Below are 19,597 nucleotides of genomic sequence, written 5' to 3'. Positions count from 1 at the left end.
ATCTCAAGTATAAGTACGGCAATAGACATTTCTGGTGCAGAGGCTATTACGTAGATACTGTAGGTAAGAATGCAAAGAAAATCGAGGAGTACATAAAGAATCAGTTAAAAGAGGATTTAGAGTACGACCAAATGACACTAAAAGAGTATATTGACCCGTTCACGGGTGAGCCGGTAAAGCAAAACAAATAAAAATGAGCCCAGGGGGCTCTGTAGGAAAATGATGTTGCGGCTGGCGAACCATTCGGCGAGTCTTTAGACTCAGCGCCGGCAACAGGCCCTTATAGGGCCAGAACAAACCACCGGCTAAGCCGGTGGTTCTGATTTAGAAAATTAAATAAAAGTTAAAAATACTTCTATTTCTATTAATGAATATGTAATTTTCTGAAAACGTTTAAGATGCGGCAGTTAAGCCAAAAACACGACTTTACACAGTGATAACAAGCAATATTATAGCTTCTACGGGTATTGACAATCCTTTAGAAAATGTGATATAAAAATTAAGTCATGTAAAGTTTATGAGTTGATTTTTTAAAAGACGGGGGACGTTTTTATTACTAGTTATTTATGGCTAAAAAATAGGTTGACTAAAGGATTTGCAGGACGTTATGAGTAGAGGAGATAGTATATATATGCAGTGGGAAGAGAAGTGCAGATTTGCCGTTTCTCTGATTGGATTGAAGGTTATAGCAGTATTTGTTGTGATTTCCATGACGTTTGAGGGATTAAGTATTACGGCATTGGCACAGGATGAAATTTTTTCAGAAGGAATTTATCGAACTCTTTTTAATGATTCGGGGGATAGCGGTTACGCATCGAGCGCTATTAGCAGTTCGGCTAATACCCAGATGAGTAATTCCGATACTGTAGGAATGGAACGTGATAGAGACAAAGGTGCTCTGTCTTCCGTCGCTGGATTCATTGGAGGGGTTGCTGTATTTTTGATAGCGATTTCGATTCTTGGAACCATAGCTCTTCAGAATGAGAAAAATGTATACTATAACAGGAGTACTGATCCTGAATTTGATGATGAAAAAGATGACGATTAAGTTCGGCGTCTTTTTTTATTGTATATTTATGAATTATTAAATAATCATAAAATGGATTAAAATTAACGGAATTGTGTTTGAAATTATTTCTTGAATGTTATAATTGATGGTGATGGCAGGATAATAATTAAGTTATTTGTTTTTTTAGAGCAATTTAAAAAAGATAGATTTGTGTATTATATTTTCGGATCGGGTTGTCTATGAAAGGAGAGACTGCATGGATACTGGAAAGGTTCAACACAAACAAAAACTTCTTGTCAATGTCATTATTGTTGCTGTGATAACGATAAGTGCGGTTGCGGTACTGCTTACAATCATGGCATATGTCAATATCAATAGAGTATATCACAGCCTTATCCTTGAAGAACTTAAGGCGACAACTGAGCATCTTGCCGATGAAGCCGGGGCGCTTAATGATAACAGCGACTGGAGTCTTTCGGAAGATGGAGATCTTCTTAAGGGTGGAGAGTCAATATCTGAAGAACTGGGAGGTATATTGGATACAATTCATGCCGAGACAGGTATTGACTATACTATCTTTTTTGGCGATACCCGTGTTCTTACAACAATCTATAAAAAGGGATCGAACGACAGACTCATCGGAACAAAAGCTTCCGATGCGGTTATACAGGCGGTTATCAACGGAAAAACTGAATATTCATCCGATTCTCTTGTGATTGAAGGAATGCCTTATTACGGATATTATTGTCCGATGTTTAACTCGGATGGAAGCGTTGCTGCGATGGCTTTCTCGGGACGTGAATCATCTGATGTTTCTTCACATGTCAATAGTATTATCTCTTCAATGATAATTACAACAATTGTGATCTTATTGGCTGTATCTGCATTCGGAGTATATATTGCGATGAGAATATCTTCCCAGATGCAGAATATTGCAAAATTCATAGATGAAGTTGCAAGCGGAACTCTTAACAGCGAATTCGACGATAAGATAATCGATAACAAAAACGAGATCGGTGCGATTGCCGAGAGCACATCACTCCTTAATAGAAAGCTTGATGAAGTTATTTCTAAGACAAAGAGTATGTCAAAAGATCTGAATAAAGCCGGACTTGAACTGGCTGATTCTGCTTCACAGGCAACCTCTGCATCTTCTCAGGTTACGGATGCTATAGGTGAAGTTAGTAAGGGCGCGGTATCACAGGCCGAAAGCGTTCAAAATGCCGCTGCAAGTACGGATTCCATCGGAACAAATATAGATCTTATTTCCGAGAATATATCTACACTTGATGAAGCTGCGAGCCGTATGAAACAAAGCTGTGACAAGGCTACAGATGCTCTTGTTGAAATAGTAACCCAGAATTCAGCCGTTGCCGAGGCTGTTACAGAGATAGGTACGACGATTACCGCTACAAACAGCAGTGCAAACGAAATTGCCAAATTCTCAGATGCGATCAATGAAATTGCTTCCCAGACAAACCTTCTTTCACTTAATGCTTCAATCGAGGCTGCAAGAGCGGGAGAAGCAGGTAAGGGATTTGCGGTTGTTGCCGATGAGATTAGACAGCTTGCCGATGAGTCAAAGAGCAGTGCTGATGAGATCAAAGCAATAGTTGAGAAACTTCTGGAAGATGCGCAGGCTTCCGTAAAGGTTATGGATTCCTTAAATGCAAGTATTGCGCTTCAGGGTGAGAGCATTGCGTCCACTCAGAATGATATGACTGAGATGTCTCAGAATGTTGCGGTTGTTACGGATAATACACAGAACATCTCCAAGATGATCGATAACCTGAATGATGCCAAGATTGCTCTTGTCGAGATCGTACAGGATCTTTCGGCTATTTCTGAGGAGAATGCCGCATCTTCGGAGCAGACAAATGCATCCATGCAGGAACTTAACGCTACATTCTCGATAATTGATGAATCTGCAAGGAGACTCCAGAACCTTGCTATGGATCTTGAAGAATCAATAAGCTACTTCAAATAATACTTGAACTGCCGGAAGAAGGGGCTGCGGGCAACTGTAGTCTCTTTTTCTGTGAAAGGTGAATGTCTACGACTTTGCGACAGTTGATAAAAGCTAATCCCGAACTTATAATAAATTGATATTCAGGTTAAAAACGTAAAGGGCGTAGTATGAAGAACAAGATCAGAATAGCTGCAATTATCCTGTGCGTGGCAGTTATCGCCATTGAGGCGGTTAATGTTGTAAAAGATAAAAAAGAACTGACTTTGGCAGTAAATGAATATGACAGCATACGAAGTGAATATGCTCTTTTGGAGACGGCTGATAAAACTGATGACGGCTATCCCGACATGGAGGTTGATATTGAGAAACTAAAGGAAAAGAATCCCGATATTACAGCGTGGATATACATTCCGTGCCTCGATATCAGTTATCCTGTCGTAAAAGAAAAGGAGATAGACGAGTATCTGCATAAGACTATTGAAGGTAAGGAGAGCTACGCCGGAAGTCTTTTTGAGGATGTCCTCAGTGACGAAAACTTTTGTGGATTGCATGATATGATATTTGGCCATAACATGAAAGACGGTTCAATGTTTGGAAGTTTAAAGAAAGTTTATTCTCCGGAGAACAGTAATCTTCTCAAAGATAATCCGTATGTGTATATTTATACGGGCGATACGATATTCAGATACGAAGCGTTTGCCTACGAGATAACGACTGCGGGGAGCGAAGCGTACAGTGAAGTTACGGATGACGAGGGATACGACCGTTTTATGGAATATATCTTTTCAAACGATCAATGGGGGATTGAAAAAGAAATAGCCTTTGACAAAAGGCCGTCAATCCTTACGCTTTCAACCTGTAGCGGCTTTACGGGAGGAAAGAAGCGGTTTGTTATTCATACCTACAAAGAGGGACAAAAGAAAATCAAATAAAAAATACGATAGAAAAATATGTTACTTACGAATTAGTGCTTGACGACAAAGTTTTTTGTGCTATAATATTTTTGTTATGTGAGCTTTAATGGGCTTAAAACATAATAAATAACCCAATCAGTCATGTGCTTGAAGGGACTGAAGGGAGGGTAAGAGTAGAAGATGTCAACTGTAGTAGTAAAAGAAAACGAGACTTTGGATAGCGCATTGCGTCGCTTTAAGAGAAGTTGTGCGAAGGCTGGAATCCAGCAGGAAATTCGTAAGAGAGAACACTACGAAAAGCCTAGCGTTAGACGCAAGAAGAAGTCTGAAGCAGCAAGAAAGCGCAAATATAACTAAATTTAAATGTGAAAAAATCCTTGGAGTTTCCAGGGATTTTTTTTATGCTTTGGATGTGCACCTCGCGGATATTTTTTTATGCTATAATATCTCTTGGTGATTTTTGAAATGAAATAAACGGATTTGAGAGTATTTATATATGACATTTTTTTATTGTGCTGCAGCAATAATTTTGTTTATAATATTGTGCGTTGTTGTAATTTATCATGACACGCATAATTTTGTTGTACGGACTTATGACCTTGAGTCGGATAAGATAAAGGGCGATCACACTTTTGTTCTGATTTCCGATCTTCATGGATATTCGTTTGGCAAAAATAATGAAAAGCTGGTCGATGCGATTGATGCCGTAAAGCCGGATATTATACTCTGTGCGGGAGACCTTTTTAACGCGCGCAAGGATAAAAAGCCGATAAAGTATGAACCGGGATTTGAACTGGCAAAGAGCCTTGCAAAGAAGTATCCGTTTTATTATGCGAATGGCAATCATGAGTACAGGCTTAAGATTTGGACCTCGGATTACGGTAATTTCTATGACAGATATAAGAGCAGACTTAAGAAGGCGGGAGTAACCTTTTTAGAGAATGAGTCGGTGGGAATTGCGGACGGGAACATCAGGATAACGGGTCTTGACCTTAATATGAACTATTATCGCAAGATCTTAAAAAGAAAAATGGAACCCGGATTTTTAAAGAGAACTTTGGGCGACAGCTCAAAGAAAGAGTTCCAGATTCTTATAGCACACAATCCCCAGTATTTTGAAGAGTATGCGAAATGGGGCGCCGATCTTACGGTGGCGGGACATGTTCACGGAGGTATAGTCAGACTGCCGCTTCTTGGAGGTGTTATCTCGCCTACGATAGCTCTTTTTCCTAAATATGACGGCGGACATTTTGAGATTGATAAAAAACATCTGGTCCTCAGCAGGGGGCTTGGAACACATACGATCCAGGTCAGAATGTTCAATCCCTGCGAGGTGGATGTTATTAAAATACATGAGGCGAAATAAATGTCACTTGAGGTAAAACTGCAGGTCTTTGAAGGTCCTCTCGATCTTCTTATGCACCTTATAGACAAAAACAAAATAGATATCTATGATATCCCGATCGTTACGATCACCGAGCAGTACATGGATTATATAAATGCTATGCAGAGGGATGATATGGAAGTTACAAGCGAATTCCTTGTAATGGCTGCGACACTCATAGATATCAAGTGTAAGATGCTTCTTCCCAAGGAAGTCAATGAGGACGGAGAGGAAGAGGATCCGAGAGCAGAACTTGTAGAGAAACTTCTTGAATACAAGATGTACAAGTTTATGGCTGATGAACTCAAAGACAGACAGCAGGAAGCTGACATGCAGTGGTTCAGAAGCAGGAATATACCCAAGGAAGTCAGCGAGTATGAGGCTCCGATCGATTTTTCCGATCTTATAGGGGATGCGACACTTTCCAAACTTAATTCAATCTTCCAAGAGCTTCTTAAGAGACAGGAGGATAAGGTCGATCCTATCAGAAGCAGATTCGGAAATATCGAAAAAGAAGAGGTCGATATGGATGCCAAGACTCTTTATATAAAGGCATACATACGGGAACATGACAGATTCAGCTTTAGGCAGCTTCTTGAAAAGCAACACAGCAAGACAGAGATAATCGTGACATTTCTGGTTATGCTTGAAGAGATGAAGCTTGGAGAAATTGAGATAGAGCAGGACGAGACGTTCGGAGATATCATTATCAAATCAAGAAAGGCAAGTTGATACCATGACAAGTAAAGAAGGCGCAGCGATCATAGAAGCAATCCTTTTTACAATGGGAGATTCCGTTGAGATAAGTGCTTTGGCGAAGGCCATGGAAGCGAGTGCAAAAGAGGTCAAAGAGAGCATAGAATATCTCAAGACCAAATATGAAAACGAAGACAGCGGCATCGGTATTATCGAACTTGAGAACGCTGTACAGCTCTGTACCAAAAAAGAGATGTACGAGTACCTTGTAAAAATAGCAAAGACTCCGAGAAAGGCGGTTCTTACCGATTCTCTTATGGAGACACTTTCAATAGTCGCTTACAAACAGCCCATAACAAGGCTTGAAGTGGAGAAGATAAGAGGTGTTAACAGCGATCACGCGGTAAATCGTCTTGTTGAGTTCGGGCTCATTCAGGAGCTCGGAAGACTTGATGCTCCGGGAAGACCGCTTCTCTTTGGAACGACGGAAGAATTCCTTAGAAGTTTCGGCGTAAAGTCGCTTGAGGAGCTGCCTACGGTAGGTGCTGTTCAGGTTGAAGAATTCAAAGCTGAGGCAGAGCAGGAAGTTAATGTCAAGCTGGATATTTGATTTTATAATATAATGTTTTCGGAAAAAGGCAGAAAAAATGCTTTTTTCCTTTTTTTTGACTTTCTTTTTTGCTATACTATATTCTGACTTAAGTTGCGTTCTTTTTCCAAAAGATTAACATAACTTAAATATATTTACGGAGGTTAAAGAAAAATGAGTAGTTCTTCACAAGCGAGTCAAAGAATTATCTCTTTGCTCGACGAAAACAGTTTCGTTGAAATTGGTGCTCTTGTGACAGCCAGAAACACAGATTTCAATCTGAAACAGGAAGAAACACCTTCAGACGGTGTTGTTACCGGCTATGGTGTTATAGACGGTAATCTGGTGTATGTTTATAGTCAGGATGCATCAGTGCTTGGCGGTTCTATAGGTGAGATGCACGCTAAGAAGATCGTTCGCCTGTACGATCTGGCTATCAAGACAGGCTCTCCTGTAATCGGACTTATCGATTCAGCAGGACTTCGTCTTCAGGAGGCAACAGATGCGCTCAACGCATTTGGAGAGATTTATCTTAAGCAGGTGGAGGCTTCGGGCGTTGTTCCTCAGATTACAGCAATCTTCGGATCATGTGGCGGTGGACTTGCACTTATCCCTTCAATCACAGACTTCACATTCATGGAGTCTGAGAAGGCTAAGCTTTTCGTTAATTCACCTAATGCTCTTGAGGGCAACTATAAAGAGAAATGTGATACATCCAGTGCAAAGTGGCAGAGTACTGAGGCAGGCAATGTAGACGTTGTTGCCGACGAAGCTACTGTATATGCACAGATCAGAGAGCTTGTATCTCTTCTTCCTTCAAACAACGAGGACGGAGATTCATACAAGGAGTGCTCTGACGATCTCAACAGAGCATGCGAGAACCTTGACGGTGCTATCGAGGATCCCGCTGTTATTGCAGGTCAGATTGCTGACAACGGTCTTTTCTTTGAGACAAAGAGAGACTATGCAAAAGAGATGGTTACCGGTTTCATAAGACTCAACGGAGCAACTGTTGGACTTGTTGGAAACCGTACAGCTATATATGACGAGAACGGAAAGGCTTCTGAGAAGTTCGATGATAAGCTTACAGCTCATGCATGCGAGAAGGCTGCAGAGTTCGTAAACTTCTGCGATGCTTTTGATCTTCCTGTTCTTACAATCACAAATGCAACAGGATTCGGTTCATCAAAGTGTGATGAGAAGCATGTTGCAAAGGCTGCTGGTAAGCTTGTTTATGCACTTGCAAATGCTACAGTACCTAAGGTTAACCTTATTACAGGCAAGGCATTCGGAAGCGCTTATGTGATCATGAATTCTAAGGCAATCGGAGCAGATATCACTATCAGCTGGCCCGGTGCACAGATCGGATCAATGGATGCAAAACTTGCTGCAAAGATTATTTGTGATGGAAAAGATGCAGATACTGTTGCAAAGGCTGCAGCTGATTATGCAGAGCTTCAGAACAATGTTAAGAGTGCTGCTGCGAGAGGATATGTTGATGAGATCATCGAAGCTGCCGATACAAGAAAGTATGTGATCGGTGCTTTTGAGATGCTTTTCACCAAGAGGGATGAACGTCCTGCAAAGAAGCACGGTACAGTATAATGAAGGGAGCGCTCAAAATGAAACGTAAAATTTTAGTTTTGGGAGTGATACTCAGCTGCCTTTTTGGACTCAGTGCTTGCGGTGAAGCTGCAGAAGGCTCCTTGGACAGTTACAGATATCCAAAAGAACTGTTTAAACCTGATTCATTGGAGCAGTATGCAACATATATCGAGGATAAAGTTTTTGAGGGATGGTATCTTAACGATATCACACCCGAAAACTTCGATGAGAAGCAGTATCTTGGCTTGGCAATGGAATTTGATGAGAATAACCTTACCATCAAGGAAGTCAATGAAGATGATTTTAATGCTATTAAGTCAGGATATATAAGCTGGTACAAGGCAGTTGAAGAAGTTGGTTTTAACAGTGTTGAGACTCTCAATGATGATATAAAAGTTACCGATGTAAAATACTACATCAACGATGATGATGTTCTTGTTGTAGATGCTACAATTCAGGGAACAAAACATTCCGCGCTTTTGCAGCTCTATATCAACAATGATTTCAGTATTCGTGATGCAGGTGTTACGGTAAACAAGACACTTGGAGAGAAACTTACAAATGCCGGTCTTAATACACTTCTCGGCATGGGAATGGCTTTTGCCATCCTTATTCTCATCTCGCTTATCATCTGTCTTTTCCCTGTTCTTTTCGGAGAGAAGAAGAAAAAAGTAAGCGACAAAGATATTGCAGCAAAGGCAATGGATAACACAATAAGCCAGATTGCCGAGCAGGAAGATCTCTCAGGAGATTCAGAGCTCGTTGCCGTTATCGCCGCTGCGATCGCTGCGTACGAGGGAAGCGGAAGCACAGATGGATTCCGTGTAAGATCGATCAGAAAAGTAAACAATAATTGGAAAAAATTCTAATAATGACATCGGGTACACGGAGACTTGAATCTGTGTCGGATGAAAGGAGAAACAATGAAAAACTATACAATAACCGTAAACGGAAACGTATATGATGTAACAGTAGAAGAAGGCGCAGGAAGCGGAGTAGCTCCTGTAGCTTCAAGTGCACCTAAGGCTCCTGTAGCTCCTGTTAAGAAGGCAAGCGCAGGTGCTGGTTCAATCAAGGTTGAGGCAGGTGCTGCCGGAAAGATCCTTAAGATCAATGCCAGTGTTGGACAGGCTGTAAAGAAGGGCGATACAGTTATCACTCTTGAGTCTATGAAGATGGAGATCCCTATGGTAGCTCCTTCAGACGGAACAGTTGCAAGTATTGATGTTGCAGCAGGCGATTCTGTAGAGGCAGGAACAGTTCTTGCAACTCTTAATTGATGAATCAGAGAAAGTATTATTTTATACAGAAATGAGGATAAAAAATGGATTACATAGTTAAGACATTATCTAATCTCTGGGATCAAACTGCATTTACTTCAATGTCTGTCGGCAACTATGTCATGGTTGTCGTAGCATTGGTTTTCCTGTATCTTGCAATTGCCAAGGGATTTGAGCCATTACTTTTGGTTCCGATTTCGTTTGGTATGCTTCTTGTAAATATCTATCCTGCTATTATGGCTGAGCCTGTTGGCGAGTCTGCAGGTGGATTGTTACATTACTTCTACATCCTTGATGAGTGGGCAATTCTTCCTTCTCTTATTTTCATGGGTGTAGGTGCTATGACGGATTTCGGACCGCTTATTGCAAACCCTATAAGCTTCCTTATGGGTGCAGCTGCACAGTTCGGTATTTTTGCAGCTTACTTTATTGCTATTGCACTTGGTTTCAACGATCAGGCTGCAGCAGCTATTTCAATCATCGGTGGAGCAGACGGCCCTACTTCAATTTTCCTGGCTTCTAAGCTTCATCAGACAGCAATTTTAGGACCTATCGCGGTTGCGGCATATTCATATATGTCACTGGTTCCCATGATCCAGCCGCCTATCATGAAACTTCTTACAACTCAGAAGGAAAGAACAATCAAGATGCAGCAGCTTAGAGAAGTTACTAAGCTTGAGAAGATTCTTTTCCCTGTAGTAGTTACAGTAGTTGTTAGTATGATTCTTCCCACAACAGCTCCTCTTATCGGAATGTTGATGCTTGGAAACATATTCAGAGAGTCAGGCGTTGTTCGTCAGCTCCAGGAGACAGCTTCAAATGCACTTATGTACATTGTAGTTATCCTTCTCGGAACTTCTGTTGGTGCAACAACAAGTGCTGAGGCTTTCCTTAATATGACAACAATCAAGATCGTTATTCTTGGTCTTTGCGCATTCGCTATCGGAACTGCGGCAGGTTGCCTTCTTGGTAAGCTGTTGTGCTTCATTACGAAGGGCAAGATCAATCCGCTTATCGGATCAGCCGGTGTATCAGCCGTTCCGATGGCAGCTCGTGTATCACAGAAAGTTGGTGCAGAATACGATCCTTCCAACTTCCTGCTCATGCATGCAATGGGACCTAACGTTGCCGGTGTTATCGGTACAGCGGTAGTTGCAGGTACATTCATGGCAGTATTTGGAGTATAAATCACAGAAAGGGTGAAAATAGATATGGCAGATATTGAAAAGAAACCAATTCGTATCAATGAGACTGTTCTGCGTGATGCTCATCAGTCACTTATCGCAACAAGAATGCCCACAGAGGTTATGTTGCCTATCATTGATACAATGGATCAGGTTGGATATAACGCAGTAGAGTGCTGGGGTGGTGCAACATTCGATGCTTGCATGAGATTCCTTAAGGAAGATCCCTGGGAGAGACTTCGTAAGTTAAGAGCAGGCTTTAAGAATACAAAGCTTCAGATGCTCCTTCGTGGACAGAACATTCTCGGATACAAGCATTATCCGGATGACGTTGTTGATTACTTCGTTCAGAAGTCAATCGCAAACGGTATTGATATAATCAGAATTTTCGACTGTCTTAACGACCTTAGAAACCTTGAGGCTTCGGTTAAGGCATGTAAGAAAGAGGGCGGACATGCTCAGATCGCTCTTGCATACACACTTGGTGATGCATATACAGAAGAGTACTGGATGAATATCGCTAAGGATATTGAGTCTATGGGTGCAGATTCAATCTGTATCAAGGATATGGCAGGACTTCTTCTTCCTTATGAGGCTGAGAAGCTCGTTAAGGCTCTTAAGAGCGCTACAAAGCTTCCTATCGACCTTCATACACACTACACTTCAGGTGTTGCCAGCATGACATACATGAAGGCAGCTGAGGCCGGTGTTGATATCATCGACTGCGCAATTTCTCCTTTCGCACTCGGTACATCACAGCCTGCTACTGAGGTTATGGTTGAAGCATTCAAGGGACAGCCTTTTGAGACAGGCCTCGATCAGAAGCTTCTTGCTAAGATCGCAGATCACTTCAGACCTTACAGAGAGGAGTGCCTTGCAAGCGGCCTTATGGATGCAAAGGTTCTTGGTGTTAACATCAAGACTCTTATGTATCAGGTTCCCGGCGGAATGCTTTCTAACATGGTTAGCCAGCTTAAAGAGCAGAACGCAAGCGACAAGTACGATACAGTGCTTGAGGAAATCCCTCAGGTTCGTAAGGATTTCGGTGAGCCTCCGCTTGTTACACCTTCTTCACAGATCGTTGGAACACAGGCTGTTATGAACGTTCTTATGGGCGAGAGATACAAGGTTGCTACAGACCAGACAAAGGATCTTCTTGCTGGTGAGTACGGAAAGACAATCAAGCCTTTCAATCCCGAAGTTCAGAAGAAGATCATCGGCGACAGAGAAGTTATCACATGCAGACCTGCAGATAAGCTTGAGCCCGGACTTAAGAAGTTCGAAGAGGACGTTAAGCAGTGGAAGCAGCAGGATGAGGACGTTCTTTCATACGCACTCTTCCCTCAGGTTGCTACAGACTTCTTCAAGTATCGTATGGCACAGCAGACATCGGTTGATGTTGCTGCCGCTGATACAAAGAACGGAGCATATCCTGTTTAATTATTAAAAATTTTAGAGCTATCAGATGTAAATATTTACGTTTGATAGCTCTTTTTAACGCTTATTTAATGAATATTATGGTAAAATTAATGCATGAGTGAATACAGACGGCATAAAAAAAGCAGAAAGTTAATAGATGCCGAAAAAAGGCAGGGTGTTGAACTGAAGGAAAACGAAATTGAACGTCAGTTTATTCCTTTGGATGAGGTTAACGGCTATAAAATAAGGCCCGGCATTGCTGATTTGTATGGGGCAACTATGCTTCCCGGTGGGATTAATTTTACGATTTATTCCAACGGTGCGACATCTATTGCGCTTCTTTTGTATCACAGAAATGATAAGGAGCCTTTTGTGACGATTCCTTTCCCTGAGAGCTACAAGATAGGAAAGGTTTATTCAATGATCGTTTTTGGACTGGACATTGAGAACCTTGAATATTGTTATAGCGTGGATGGGCCTTGGGATCCTGATAAAGGGCTTCTTTTTGACAAGGAAAATACATTGCTCGATCCTTTTGCAAAAGCGGTATCCGGACAGAGAATATGGGGCGAAAACCTCACTTCAGGTACATATAGGGCGAGAGTGGTAAGGCAGAATTTTGCGTGGGATGATGTGTCGAGCCTTGGAACTCCCATGTGCGACACGATAATCTACGAGATGCATGTAAGAGGCTTTACGATGGATGAATCATCAGGCGTAAAGTGTAGAGGAACATTTGAAGGAATTACCGAGAAAGCGGATTATCTCGAAGCACTTGGGATCACGGCTGTTGAACTGATGCCTATTTTTGAGTTTGATGAGACTCGTGATATGCGAGTTGCAAACGGAAGGATACTTCTTGATTATTGGGGATACAATACCACGGCTTTTTTTGCTCCCAATACGAGTTATTCGCATGAAGCCGAGCACAACAAGGAAGGTGTTGAGCTTAAATATATGATAAAAGAGCTCAAGAAGAGGCATATAGAAGTTATCCTTGATGTTGTATTTAACCATACGGCGGAGGGCAATGAATACGGGCCTTTTATCTCGTTTAAAGGCTTTGACAATAATATTTATTATCTGCTTACACCTGACGGAAAGTATTATAATTTTAGCGGATGCGGCAACACTATGAACTGTAATCATCCTATGGTTCAGGAGTATATTGTTTCGTGCCTTCGCTATTGGGTGGAAGAGTACAGAGTTGACGGTTTCAGATTCGATCTTGCAAGTATCCTTGGACGAGATCAGGACGGCGCACCTATGGAGAGACCGCCGCTTATTCAGAGAATTGCTTACGATCCCATCTTGGGAAATGTCAAGCTTATTGCCGAAGCGTGGGATGCCGGCGGAATGTACCAGGTAGGTAGTTTTCCTTCGTGGAAGCGCTGGGCAGAGTGGAACGGTAAGTACAGAGATGACATAAGATCGTATCTTAAAGGCGATATTTGGGCTGCTCCGGAGGCTGTTAAGAGAATTACAGGCTCCATGGATTTGTATGGCGGATCGTATATGGGATATGAGTCCTCTGTTAACTTTATAAATTGTCATGACGGATTTACACTTTACGATCTTTATGCATATAATAACAAGCATAATGAAGATAACGGCTGGAACAATACGGACGGCGCAAACGATAACAGGAGCTGGAATTGCGGATATGAAGGTGATACCGATGATCCCGGCGTTCTTGACCTGCGATTCAGGATGATGCGAAATGCTGTGACTGTTCTTATGTGCAGCCGAGGAACTCCCATGATCTATGCGGGAGATGAATTTGGCAATTCGCAGTTTGGCAATAACAATGCGTATTGTCAGGATAATGAAATATCATGGCTTAACTGGAATCTTCTTGAAAAGAATAAAGCCTTTTTCTCTTTTTACAGGAATATTGTTCAGTTTAGGAGAAAGCATGCGGCGATACGAAAAGACCTTGAGAGAGCTAAATGCGGCTTGCCCTTTGTGTCTGTTCATACAGAGAATCCGGACAACGGAAATATCACAAAGGACTCAAAGGTTATATGCGTGCGTTTTGCCGGCTTTGATGAAAAGAAGGGCCGTGATGACATAGTATATCTTGCGATAAATGCTTATTGGGAAGATATACAGATAATGCTTCCAAATCCGCCAAGTGGTGCGTATTGGGGGCTCTGCGTTGACACAGGAGGCGATGAGGAAGGTAAGTTCTACTTTAACAGACCAAAGCCTCTTACATGGAGAAATAAAACTTTGAAAGCTAGGAGTGTCAGCGTATTCATAGCTTCATACGGAGTTGAATATGGCAATCAATGATGAGCGTACAGATGCAAATTTTATAGTGGGGGGTTATGACTTCTTGTCTGAACTTGATGCTCAGAAGGCGTCTTTGGATCTGTCCAAGATAAAAGTTCTGGAAGAGCGTGTGAAGGCAAGCAGACCCAATGATATAAAGGCTGTATACGAAAAGGCTATAGAGAATAAAATATTTAAGTCCCCTATAGGATGGCAGTATCTTGCAAGACTTAGGGAAAAACTATATGCGAGCGGCTTTTCGGAGGAAGAACTTATTCCTATACCGATACCGGTCAGTCTTACAAGGCATTCTGCTTTTGAAAATCTGTCGATCCAGCAAAGGATCAAACCTGATGCAAGGGACAGCAAAGCAGAATTTAAGAGATTATTCCCATATATTCTAAATATCTTTTTACTGATAATTGTAATTGCAATGTTCATTATCGCATCGACCGGTGACAGCGATAATATTTTGAATTACAAGAGGAATGTGACAAACCGTTACTCTTCGTGGGAGCAGGATCTTACGCAGAGGGAAAAAGTAATTCGTGAAGCAGAAAAAAAACTTGGCATTGAAAGCTCTGAGGGTTATTATGATGATGCGAACAATGACTAGGTTAGGAGGAAAGTCAGAGTGGATGATTTAAAGATTTTGGTTGTTGATGACGAGAGCAGAATGAGAAAGCTTGTCAAAGACTTTTTGATAAAGGATGGCTATATCGTAATTGAGGCCGGTGACGGCCAGCAAGCGCTTGATATTTTTTATGAGGACAAAGAGATTTCTCTTATTATTCTTGATGTTATGATGCCTAACAGAGACGGCTGGGAAGTCTGCAGAGAGATCAGGAAAAATTCCAAGGTGCCCATCATAATGCTTACCGCAAAATCGGAAGAACGCGATGAGCTTCTCGGATTTGAGCTTGGTGTTGATGAATACATATCAAAACCTTTCAGTCCCAAGATTCTTGCAGCCAGAGTTTCGGCTATTTTGCGAAGAGCCAATATTGTGACAACCAACGAAGTAATGGAAGAGGGCGGCATTACAATTAACAAAGTCGCTCACAGCGTTACGGTTGACGGCAAAGATATTGAGCTTAGCTATAAGGAATTCGAACTGTTATCATTCTTCTTCGAGAACAAGGGCGTTGCTCTTTCCAGAGAGAAGATTCTTAATAATGTGTGGAACTATGACTATTTTGGTGACGCACGTACTATCGATACACATGTAAAAAAACTTCGCGGAAAGCTCGGAAATAAGGGCGATATGATAAAGACTATTTGGGGAATGGGTTACAAGTTTGAAACAGACTGAGACTTCTATCGATAAAAAAATGAAGACACATTCCGTGCGCGCAGAGATCAGTGCAGTATTCATTTTAACGATGCTGGTGACCTTTGGATTGTGGTTTATCATAAACGTTATTTTTCTTGAGCGATTCTATGTGCAAAAGAAAAAAGAGAATATTATCGAAGCTTATGAGCTTGTTGTGAGCGCCATAGCCGATGACAATATTGAATCTTTTGAATTTGAGCGCAACATGCGCCTTATTTGTGAAAGATATAATATTGATATGGTAGTTTGTGATAATGAAACAAAGGTTATCAAGAGCGTTTCGAGCAACAGCCAGCTGGTCAATGTCCTGGTTGATTGTTTGATGCAGTCTATGAAACCTGCGCCTATCAAAAAAACGGTCGAAGAAGACCATTTTGTGTTGAGTCAGGGGACTTACGACGGAAACGGATACACTCTTCAGAAGAGTATAGATAACGGTAACAACAGCGAATATATCGACATTTGGGGAACGGCAAAAAGGGCCGACGGCATAAATCTAAATGTCGTTTTCATTCGTTCGAAAATGGAGAGTATCGAAGACAGCGTTGCAATCTCCAATAAATTCATGGCATATGTCGGTGTTGTCGCACTTTGTATCGGCTCAATGCTTGTTCTTATTATATCCAAGAAAGTTACGGCTCCGATCAAGAAGCTATATCTTATTTCCGATGAGATGAAAAAGCTTAATTTTGAAGCCAAGTACGAAAATAACAGTGATTATAAAAATGAGATAGATGTTCTCGGGAAGAATATGAATGAACTGTCCGAAACGCTTGAAACATCTATCAAAGATCTTAAGAATGCCAATATCGCACTCAAGCATGATATTGCCAAGAAGGAACAAATAGATGAGATGCGAAAGGAATTTCTTTCGAACGTATCTCATGAACTTAAGACTCCCATTGCACTTATTCAAGGGTATGCCGAGGGTCTTAAGGAAGGCATAAACGATGATGAGGAGAACAGGAATTTTTACTGTGAAGTTATCATGGATGAGGCATCCAAGATGAATATTATGGTAAAAAAGCTCCTTACGCTCAACCAGCTTGAGTTTGGTAACGACAGTGCGAATATGGAGCGCTTTGATATAGTTGAGATGGTGAAGAACTATATCAGATCTGCAGATCTTTTGGCTAAACAGAAGGATGTAACCGTAAAGTTTGGCGAATATCATCCGATATTTGTATGGGGAGATGAGTTCAAGATCGAAGAAGTTCTCCAGAATTATTACAGTAACGCGATCAATCATGTTAGCGGTGATAAAATAATAGAGATAAAGCTTGTTCACAAAGACGGCAAAGTCAGAGTATCCGTATTTAACACGGGAGAACCTATTCCGAAGGAAAATATCGATTTTATCTGGGATAAGTTCTATAAGGTTGATAAAGCCAGAACAAGAGAATACGGTGGAAGCGGTGTGGGCCTTTCCATTGTTAAAGCAATAATGGAAAGCATGCAGCAGGACTACGGCGTGATCAACTACGCGAACGGCGTTGAGTTCTATTTTGAACTTGAAACTAAATGACAAAAGAGGATGACTTTATGCGTTTGAAAAAGTATTTTGTGCCGGCATTTATGATAGGAATGGTTATGGCTCTGACCGGATGCGGGGAAGCGTTTCCTTCGCTCACGGCTGAAGAATACGACCAGACTGTTGAATATGCCGTAGGTCTATTAATGAAATACTCAAGGAACGAACAGGCTAAGCTTACGTATGTTGATGTGAATTATGAGAAAAAGCGCAGGGAAGCTAAGGCTATGGAACTTGCCAAAGCTGAGGAAAACAGTTCACATTTAACACCCGGTCCTTATCAGAATGAGTATGAGGATGACGAAATAAGCGCAGATGTATCATCTTCCGGAAGTGAAGCTTCTACCGGTGCAAGCGATACTGATGAAGCGGGCAAAGACAGCAGTTCATCGGAAAGTTCTGAAGAAAGTTCAAAGGAGAGTTCCGAAAATGCTTCTAAGGACAAATCCGGGGAAGGCTCAAAGAGCACTTCTTCAGGCGCGGGTGAAACCGGTACGATAACCCTTTCTGCCGATAATACACAGGAAATACTGAATGACATCTTTTTGTCTTATCAGGGATATTCCGTTTCGAGTACATATCCTGAGAGTTCCAAGAGCTATGTTATTAACGCGGATAAGGGCAAAAAACTACTTGTTCTGAGGTTTGACCTCTATAATGCGTCTAATTCCGCAAAAGACGTAAATATGCTCAAATTGGATCTTTTATTCCAGATAATACTAAACGGTAAGAATATAGGCTATTCTTCGGTTACATTCTTGCCAAATGACCTTACTTCATACGTTGGAACGATAGATTCCAGGGCGCATGAGAGCCTTGCCATACTTACGCAGATCGATGAAAAAAATGCATCCAATGTCGATACTCTGGGACTTATTATGACAAAGGACGGTAAGGATCAGAAAATCAATTTAAGATAAGCAACATATTTATGAACGCGTTACGGCGGCACTTTTTCGTAATGAAAGGTGCCGCTTTTTGAATTCGACAGGAACTAAACAATAAAACAACTTACGACAGGAGAGGGATATGATCAGAATAGTTTCAGACAGCACATGTGATCTTTCAAAAGAAATCGTTGATAAGTATGGGATAGTTATAGTGCCCTTGTATGTAAGGCTCGGTAATGAGGAAAAGAAAGACGGAGTAGATATCACTCCCGAAGAGATATACAAGTGGTCGAATGAAACAGGAGAGACGCCAAAGACCGCAGCTCCTTCGGTTTCGGATTATATGAATGTATTTAGCGATAATTCGGAGGATGAGTATATTGTCTTTACGATATCCGCGTCTATGTCCGCAAGCAACAACAATTGCAGGCTTGCAGTCCGAGAACTTGAAATTGAAGACAGGGTGAAAATAATTGATTCGGCTAATCTTTCTACAGGAATCGGGCTTTTGGTCATGGAAGCCGTGGATCAAGCCAATATGGGAAAAAATCTCTCGGAGATTGCAGAGTATATTGAAGAAGTGAAGGGCAGAGTCAGAGCCAGCTTCGTTATAGAAACCCTTACTTTCCTGCACAGGGGAGGAAGGTGTTCGGGAATTGCCGCTCTTTTGGGAAACACGCTTAAACTACATCCCAAGATCGTTGTGTCCGGTGGCACTATGAGACCCGACAAGAAGTATAGGGGAAGCGCAGATAAGTGCATCATGAATTATGTTAAAGACATGGAAGATGAGCTTAGGAAGGCGAAAAAAGACAGAGTTTTTATCACGCATTCAGGCTGTGACAGGGATAAAGTAGAGGAAGTACGAAGTTTTTTGGAAAAATTAGGAATTTTCCTTGACATAATTGAGACGCGAGCCGGAAGCGTCGTCTCATCCCACTGCGGCCCAGGAACCATGGGCGTTCTGTTTATTGTTGAGTCATGAAGCACTCACGAGAAGTGACGTTTTTATGTTAGATGCATTTACGTAATGCAGAAAATGTCATTTTTTCGCAAAAAAAATTGAAAAAAGGTGTTGACATTAAATATAGCGGGTGATATATTTATATTCGTTGCTGATGCAGACAACACTGCAAACGCAGTACTGGAGCGGGTTTTAGGCTCCTTGTACCTTGACAAATAAACAGTAATGCAACCCTGAAAGATTCCAAGAGAATAATTCAGAAAAATGTAAATTAACGGACAGAACGAAAAGCCAAGCTTAAGTTCTTAGCCGGATTAAACTTTTAAACGTGAGAGTTCGATCCTGGCTCAGGATGAACGCTGGCGGCGTGCCTAACACATGCAAGTCGAACGGAGATTTAACGCTGATGAAGCTTCGGCAGATTCTTGTTAAATCTTAGTGGCGGACGGGTGAGTAACGCGTGGGCAACCTGCCTCATACTGGGGGATAACAGCTGGAAACGACTGTTAATACCGCATAAGCGCACGGTATCGCATGATACAGTGTGAAAAACTCC

19 protein-coding genes and 1 rRNA gene are annotated in these 19,597 nt (G+C 41.6%); all 20 read left to right on the top strand.

Annotated features, from left to right (window positions below; genetic code table 11):
- Positions 1–191, top strand: a 191-nt coding sequence (locus tag DL92_RS0114520) for an IS200/IS605 family transposase (protein WP_026668125.1), incomplete at its 5' end; no start/stop codon positions are given.
- Positions 192–607: 416 nt separating this feature from the next.
- Positions 608–1,048: a hypothetical protein gene (locus DL92_RS0114515; RefSeq protein WP_155841187.1), complete on the top strand. Its 441-nt coding sequence runs from the start codon at positions 608–610 to the stop codon at positions 1,046–1,048.
- A 217-nt stretch (positions 1,049–1,265) separates the two neighbouring features.
- A complete protein-coding gene (locus DL92_RS0114510; protein WP_026668124.1) occupies positions 1,266–2,996 on the top strand; it encodes a methyl-accepting chemotaxis protein in 1,731 nt (576 codons plus the stop codon).
- A 149-nt stretch (positions 2,997–3,145) separates the two neighbouring features.
- A complete protein-coding gene (locus tag DL92_RS19525) occupies positions 3,146–3,910 on the top strand; it encodes a class B sortase (RefSeq protein ID WP_051199186.1) in 765 nt (254 codons plus the stop codon).
- Positions 3,911–4,072: 162 nt separating this feature from the next.
- The gene (rpsU, locus tag DL92_RS0114500) at positions 4,073–4,249 is read left to right on the top strand and encodes a 30S ribosomal protein S21 (protein ID WP_013280615.1); all 177 of its coding nucleotides are present in this window, start codon (positions 4,073–4,075) and stop codon (positions 4,247–4,249) included.
- A 139-nt stretch (positions 4,250–4,388) separates the two neighbouring features.
- Positions 4,389–5,258, top strand: a complete 870-nt coding sequence (locus tag DL92_RS0114495) for a metallophosphoesterase (RefSeq protein ID WP_034461934.1) — start codon at positions 4,389–4,391, stop codon at positions 5,256–5,258.
- Positions 5,259–6,008 (top strand): segregation and condensation protein A, encoded by a 750-nt coding sequence (locus DL92_RS0114490; protein WP_026654512.1) that lies wholly within the window; start codon positions 5,259–5,261, stop codon positions 6,006–6,008.
- A 4-nt stretch (positions 6,009–6,012) separates the two neighbouring features.
- Positions 6,013–6,582: an SMC-Scp complex subunit ScpB gene (scpB, locus tag DL92_RS0114485; protein WP_026654514.1), complete on the top strand. Its 570-nt coding sequence runs from the start codon at positions 6,013–6,015 to the stop codon at positions 6,580–6,582.
- Positions 6,583–6,735: 153 nt separating this feature from the next.
- Positions 6,736–8,166 (top strand): acyl-CoA carboxylase subunit beta, encoded by a 1,431-nt coding sequence (locus DL92_RS0114480; RefSeq protein ID WP_026668123.1) that lies wholly within the window; start codon positions 6,736–6,738, stop codon positions 8,164–8,166.
- Between the two features lie 17 nt (positions 8,167–8,183).
- Positions 8,184–9,035: an OadG family transporter subunit gene (locus DL92_RS20455; RefSeq protein WP_176756603.1), complete on the top strand. Its 852-nt coding sequence runs from the start codon at positions 8,184–8,186 to the stop codon at positions 9,033–9,035.
- A gap of 54 nt (positions 9,036–9,089) precedes the next feature.
- A complete protein-coding gene (locus DL92_RS0114470) occupies positions 9,090–9,446 on the top strand; it encodes a biotin/lipoyl-containing protein (RefSeq protein ID WP_026654517.1) in 357 nt (118 codons plus the stop codon).
- Between the two features lie 44 nt (positions 9,447–9,490).
- Positions 9,491–10,633: a sodium ion-translocating decarboxylase subunit beta gene (locus DL92_RS0114465; RefSeq protein WP_026654518.1), complete on the top strand. Its 1,143-nt coding sequence runs from the start codon at positions 9,491–9,493 to the stop codon at positions 10,631–10,633.
- A 24-nt stretch (positions 10,634–10,657) separates the two neighbouring features.
- The gene (locus DL92_RS0114460; protein ID WP_026514277.1) at positions 10,658–12,070 is read left to right on the top strand and encodes an oxaloacetate decarboxylase subunit alpha; all 1,413 of its coding nucleotides are present in this window, start codon (positions 10,658–10,660) and stop codon (positions 12,068–12,070) included.
- Positions 12,071–12,163: 93 nt separating this feature from the next.
- The gene (locus tag DL92_RS0114455; protein ID WP_026668122.1) at positions 12,164–14,344 is read left to right on the top strand and encodes a glycogen debranching protein; all 2,181 of its coding nucleotides are present in this window, start codon (positions 12,164–12,166) and stop codon (positions 14,342–14,344) included.
- Positions 14,331–14,939: a hypothetical protein gene (locus tag DL92_RS0114450; RefSeq protein ID WP_026668121.1), complete on the top strand. Its 609-nt coding sequence runs from the start codon at positions 14,331–14,333 to the stop codon at positions 14,937–14,939. Before DL92_RS0114455 ends, DL92_RS0114450 begins: the two co-directional genes overlap by 14 nt.
- A gap of 18 nt (positions 14,940–14,957) precedes the next feature.
- On the top strand, positions 14,958–15,635 hold the full coding sequence (locus DL92_RS0114445) for a response regulator transcription factor (protein ID WP_026654520.1): 678 nt from the start codon (positions 14,958–14,960) through the stop codon (positions 15,633–15,635).
- Positions 15,622–17,181 carry an ATP-binding protein gene (locus tag DL92_RS0114440; RefSeq protein WP_330371124.1) on the top strand — a complete coding sequence of 520 codons (1,560 nt, stop codon included), beginning with the start codon at positions 15,622–15,624 and terminating at the stop codon, positions 17,179–17,181. Before DL92_RS0114445 ends, DL92_RS0114440 begins: the two co-directional genes overlap by 14 nt.
- A gap of 17 nt (positions 17,182–17,198) precedes the next feature.
- A complete protein-coding gene (locus DL92_RS0114435) occupies positions 17,199–18,107 on the top strand; it encodes a hypothetical protein (RefSeq protein WP_026668119.1) in 909 nt (302 codons plus the stop codon).
- A 109-nt stretch (positions 18,108–18,216) separates the two neighbouring features.
- Positions 18,217–19,062, top strand: coding sequence for a DegV family protein (locus DL92_RS0114430; RefSeq protein ID WP_026654525.1), 846 nt, complete (start codon positions 18,217–18,219; stop codon positions 19,060–19,062).
- Between the two features lie 303 nt (positions 19,063–19,365).
- Positions 19,366–19,597, top strand: a 16S ribosomal RNA gene (locus DL92_RS0114425); the annotation flags it as partial.

The organism is Butyrivibrio sp. AE2005 (assembly GCF_000686965.1).
GTDB classification, from domain to species: domain Bacteria; phylum Bacillota; class Clostridia; order Lachnospirales; family Lachnospiraceae; genus Butyrivibrio; species Butyrivibrio hungatei_A.
This window is presented reverse-complemented; position numbering and strand designations above follow the sequence as displayed.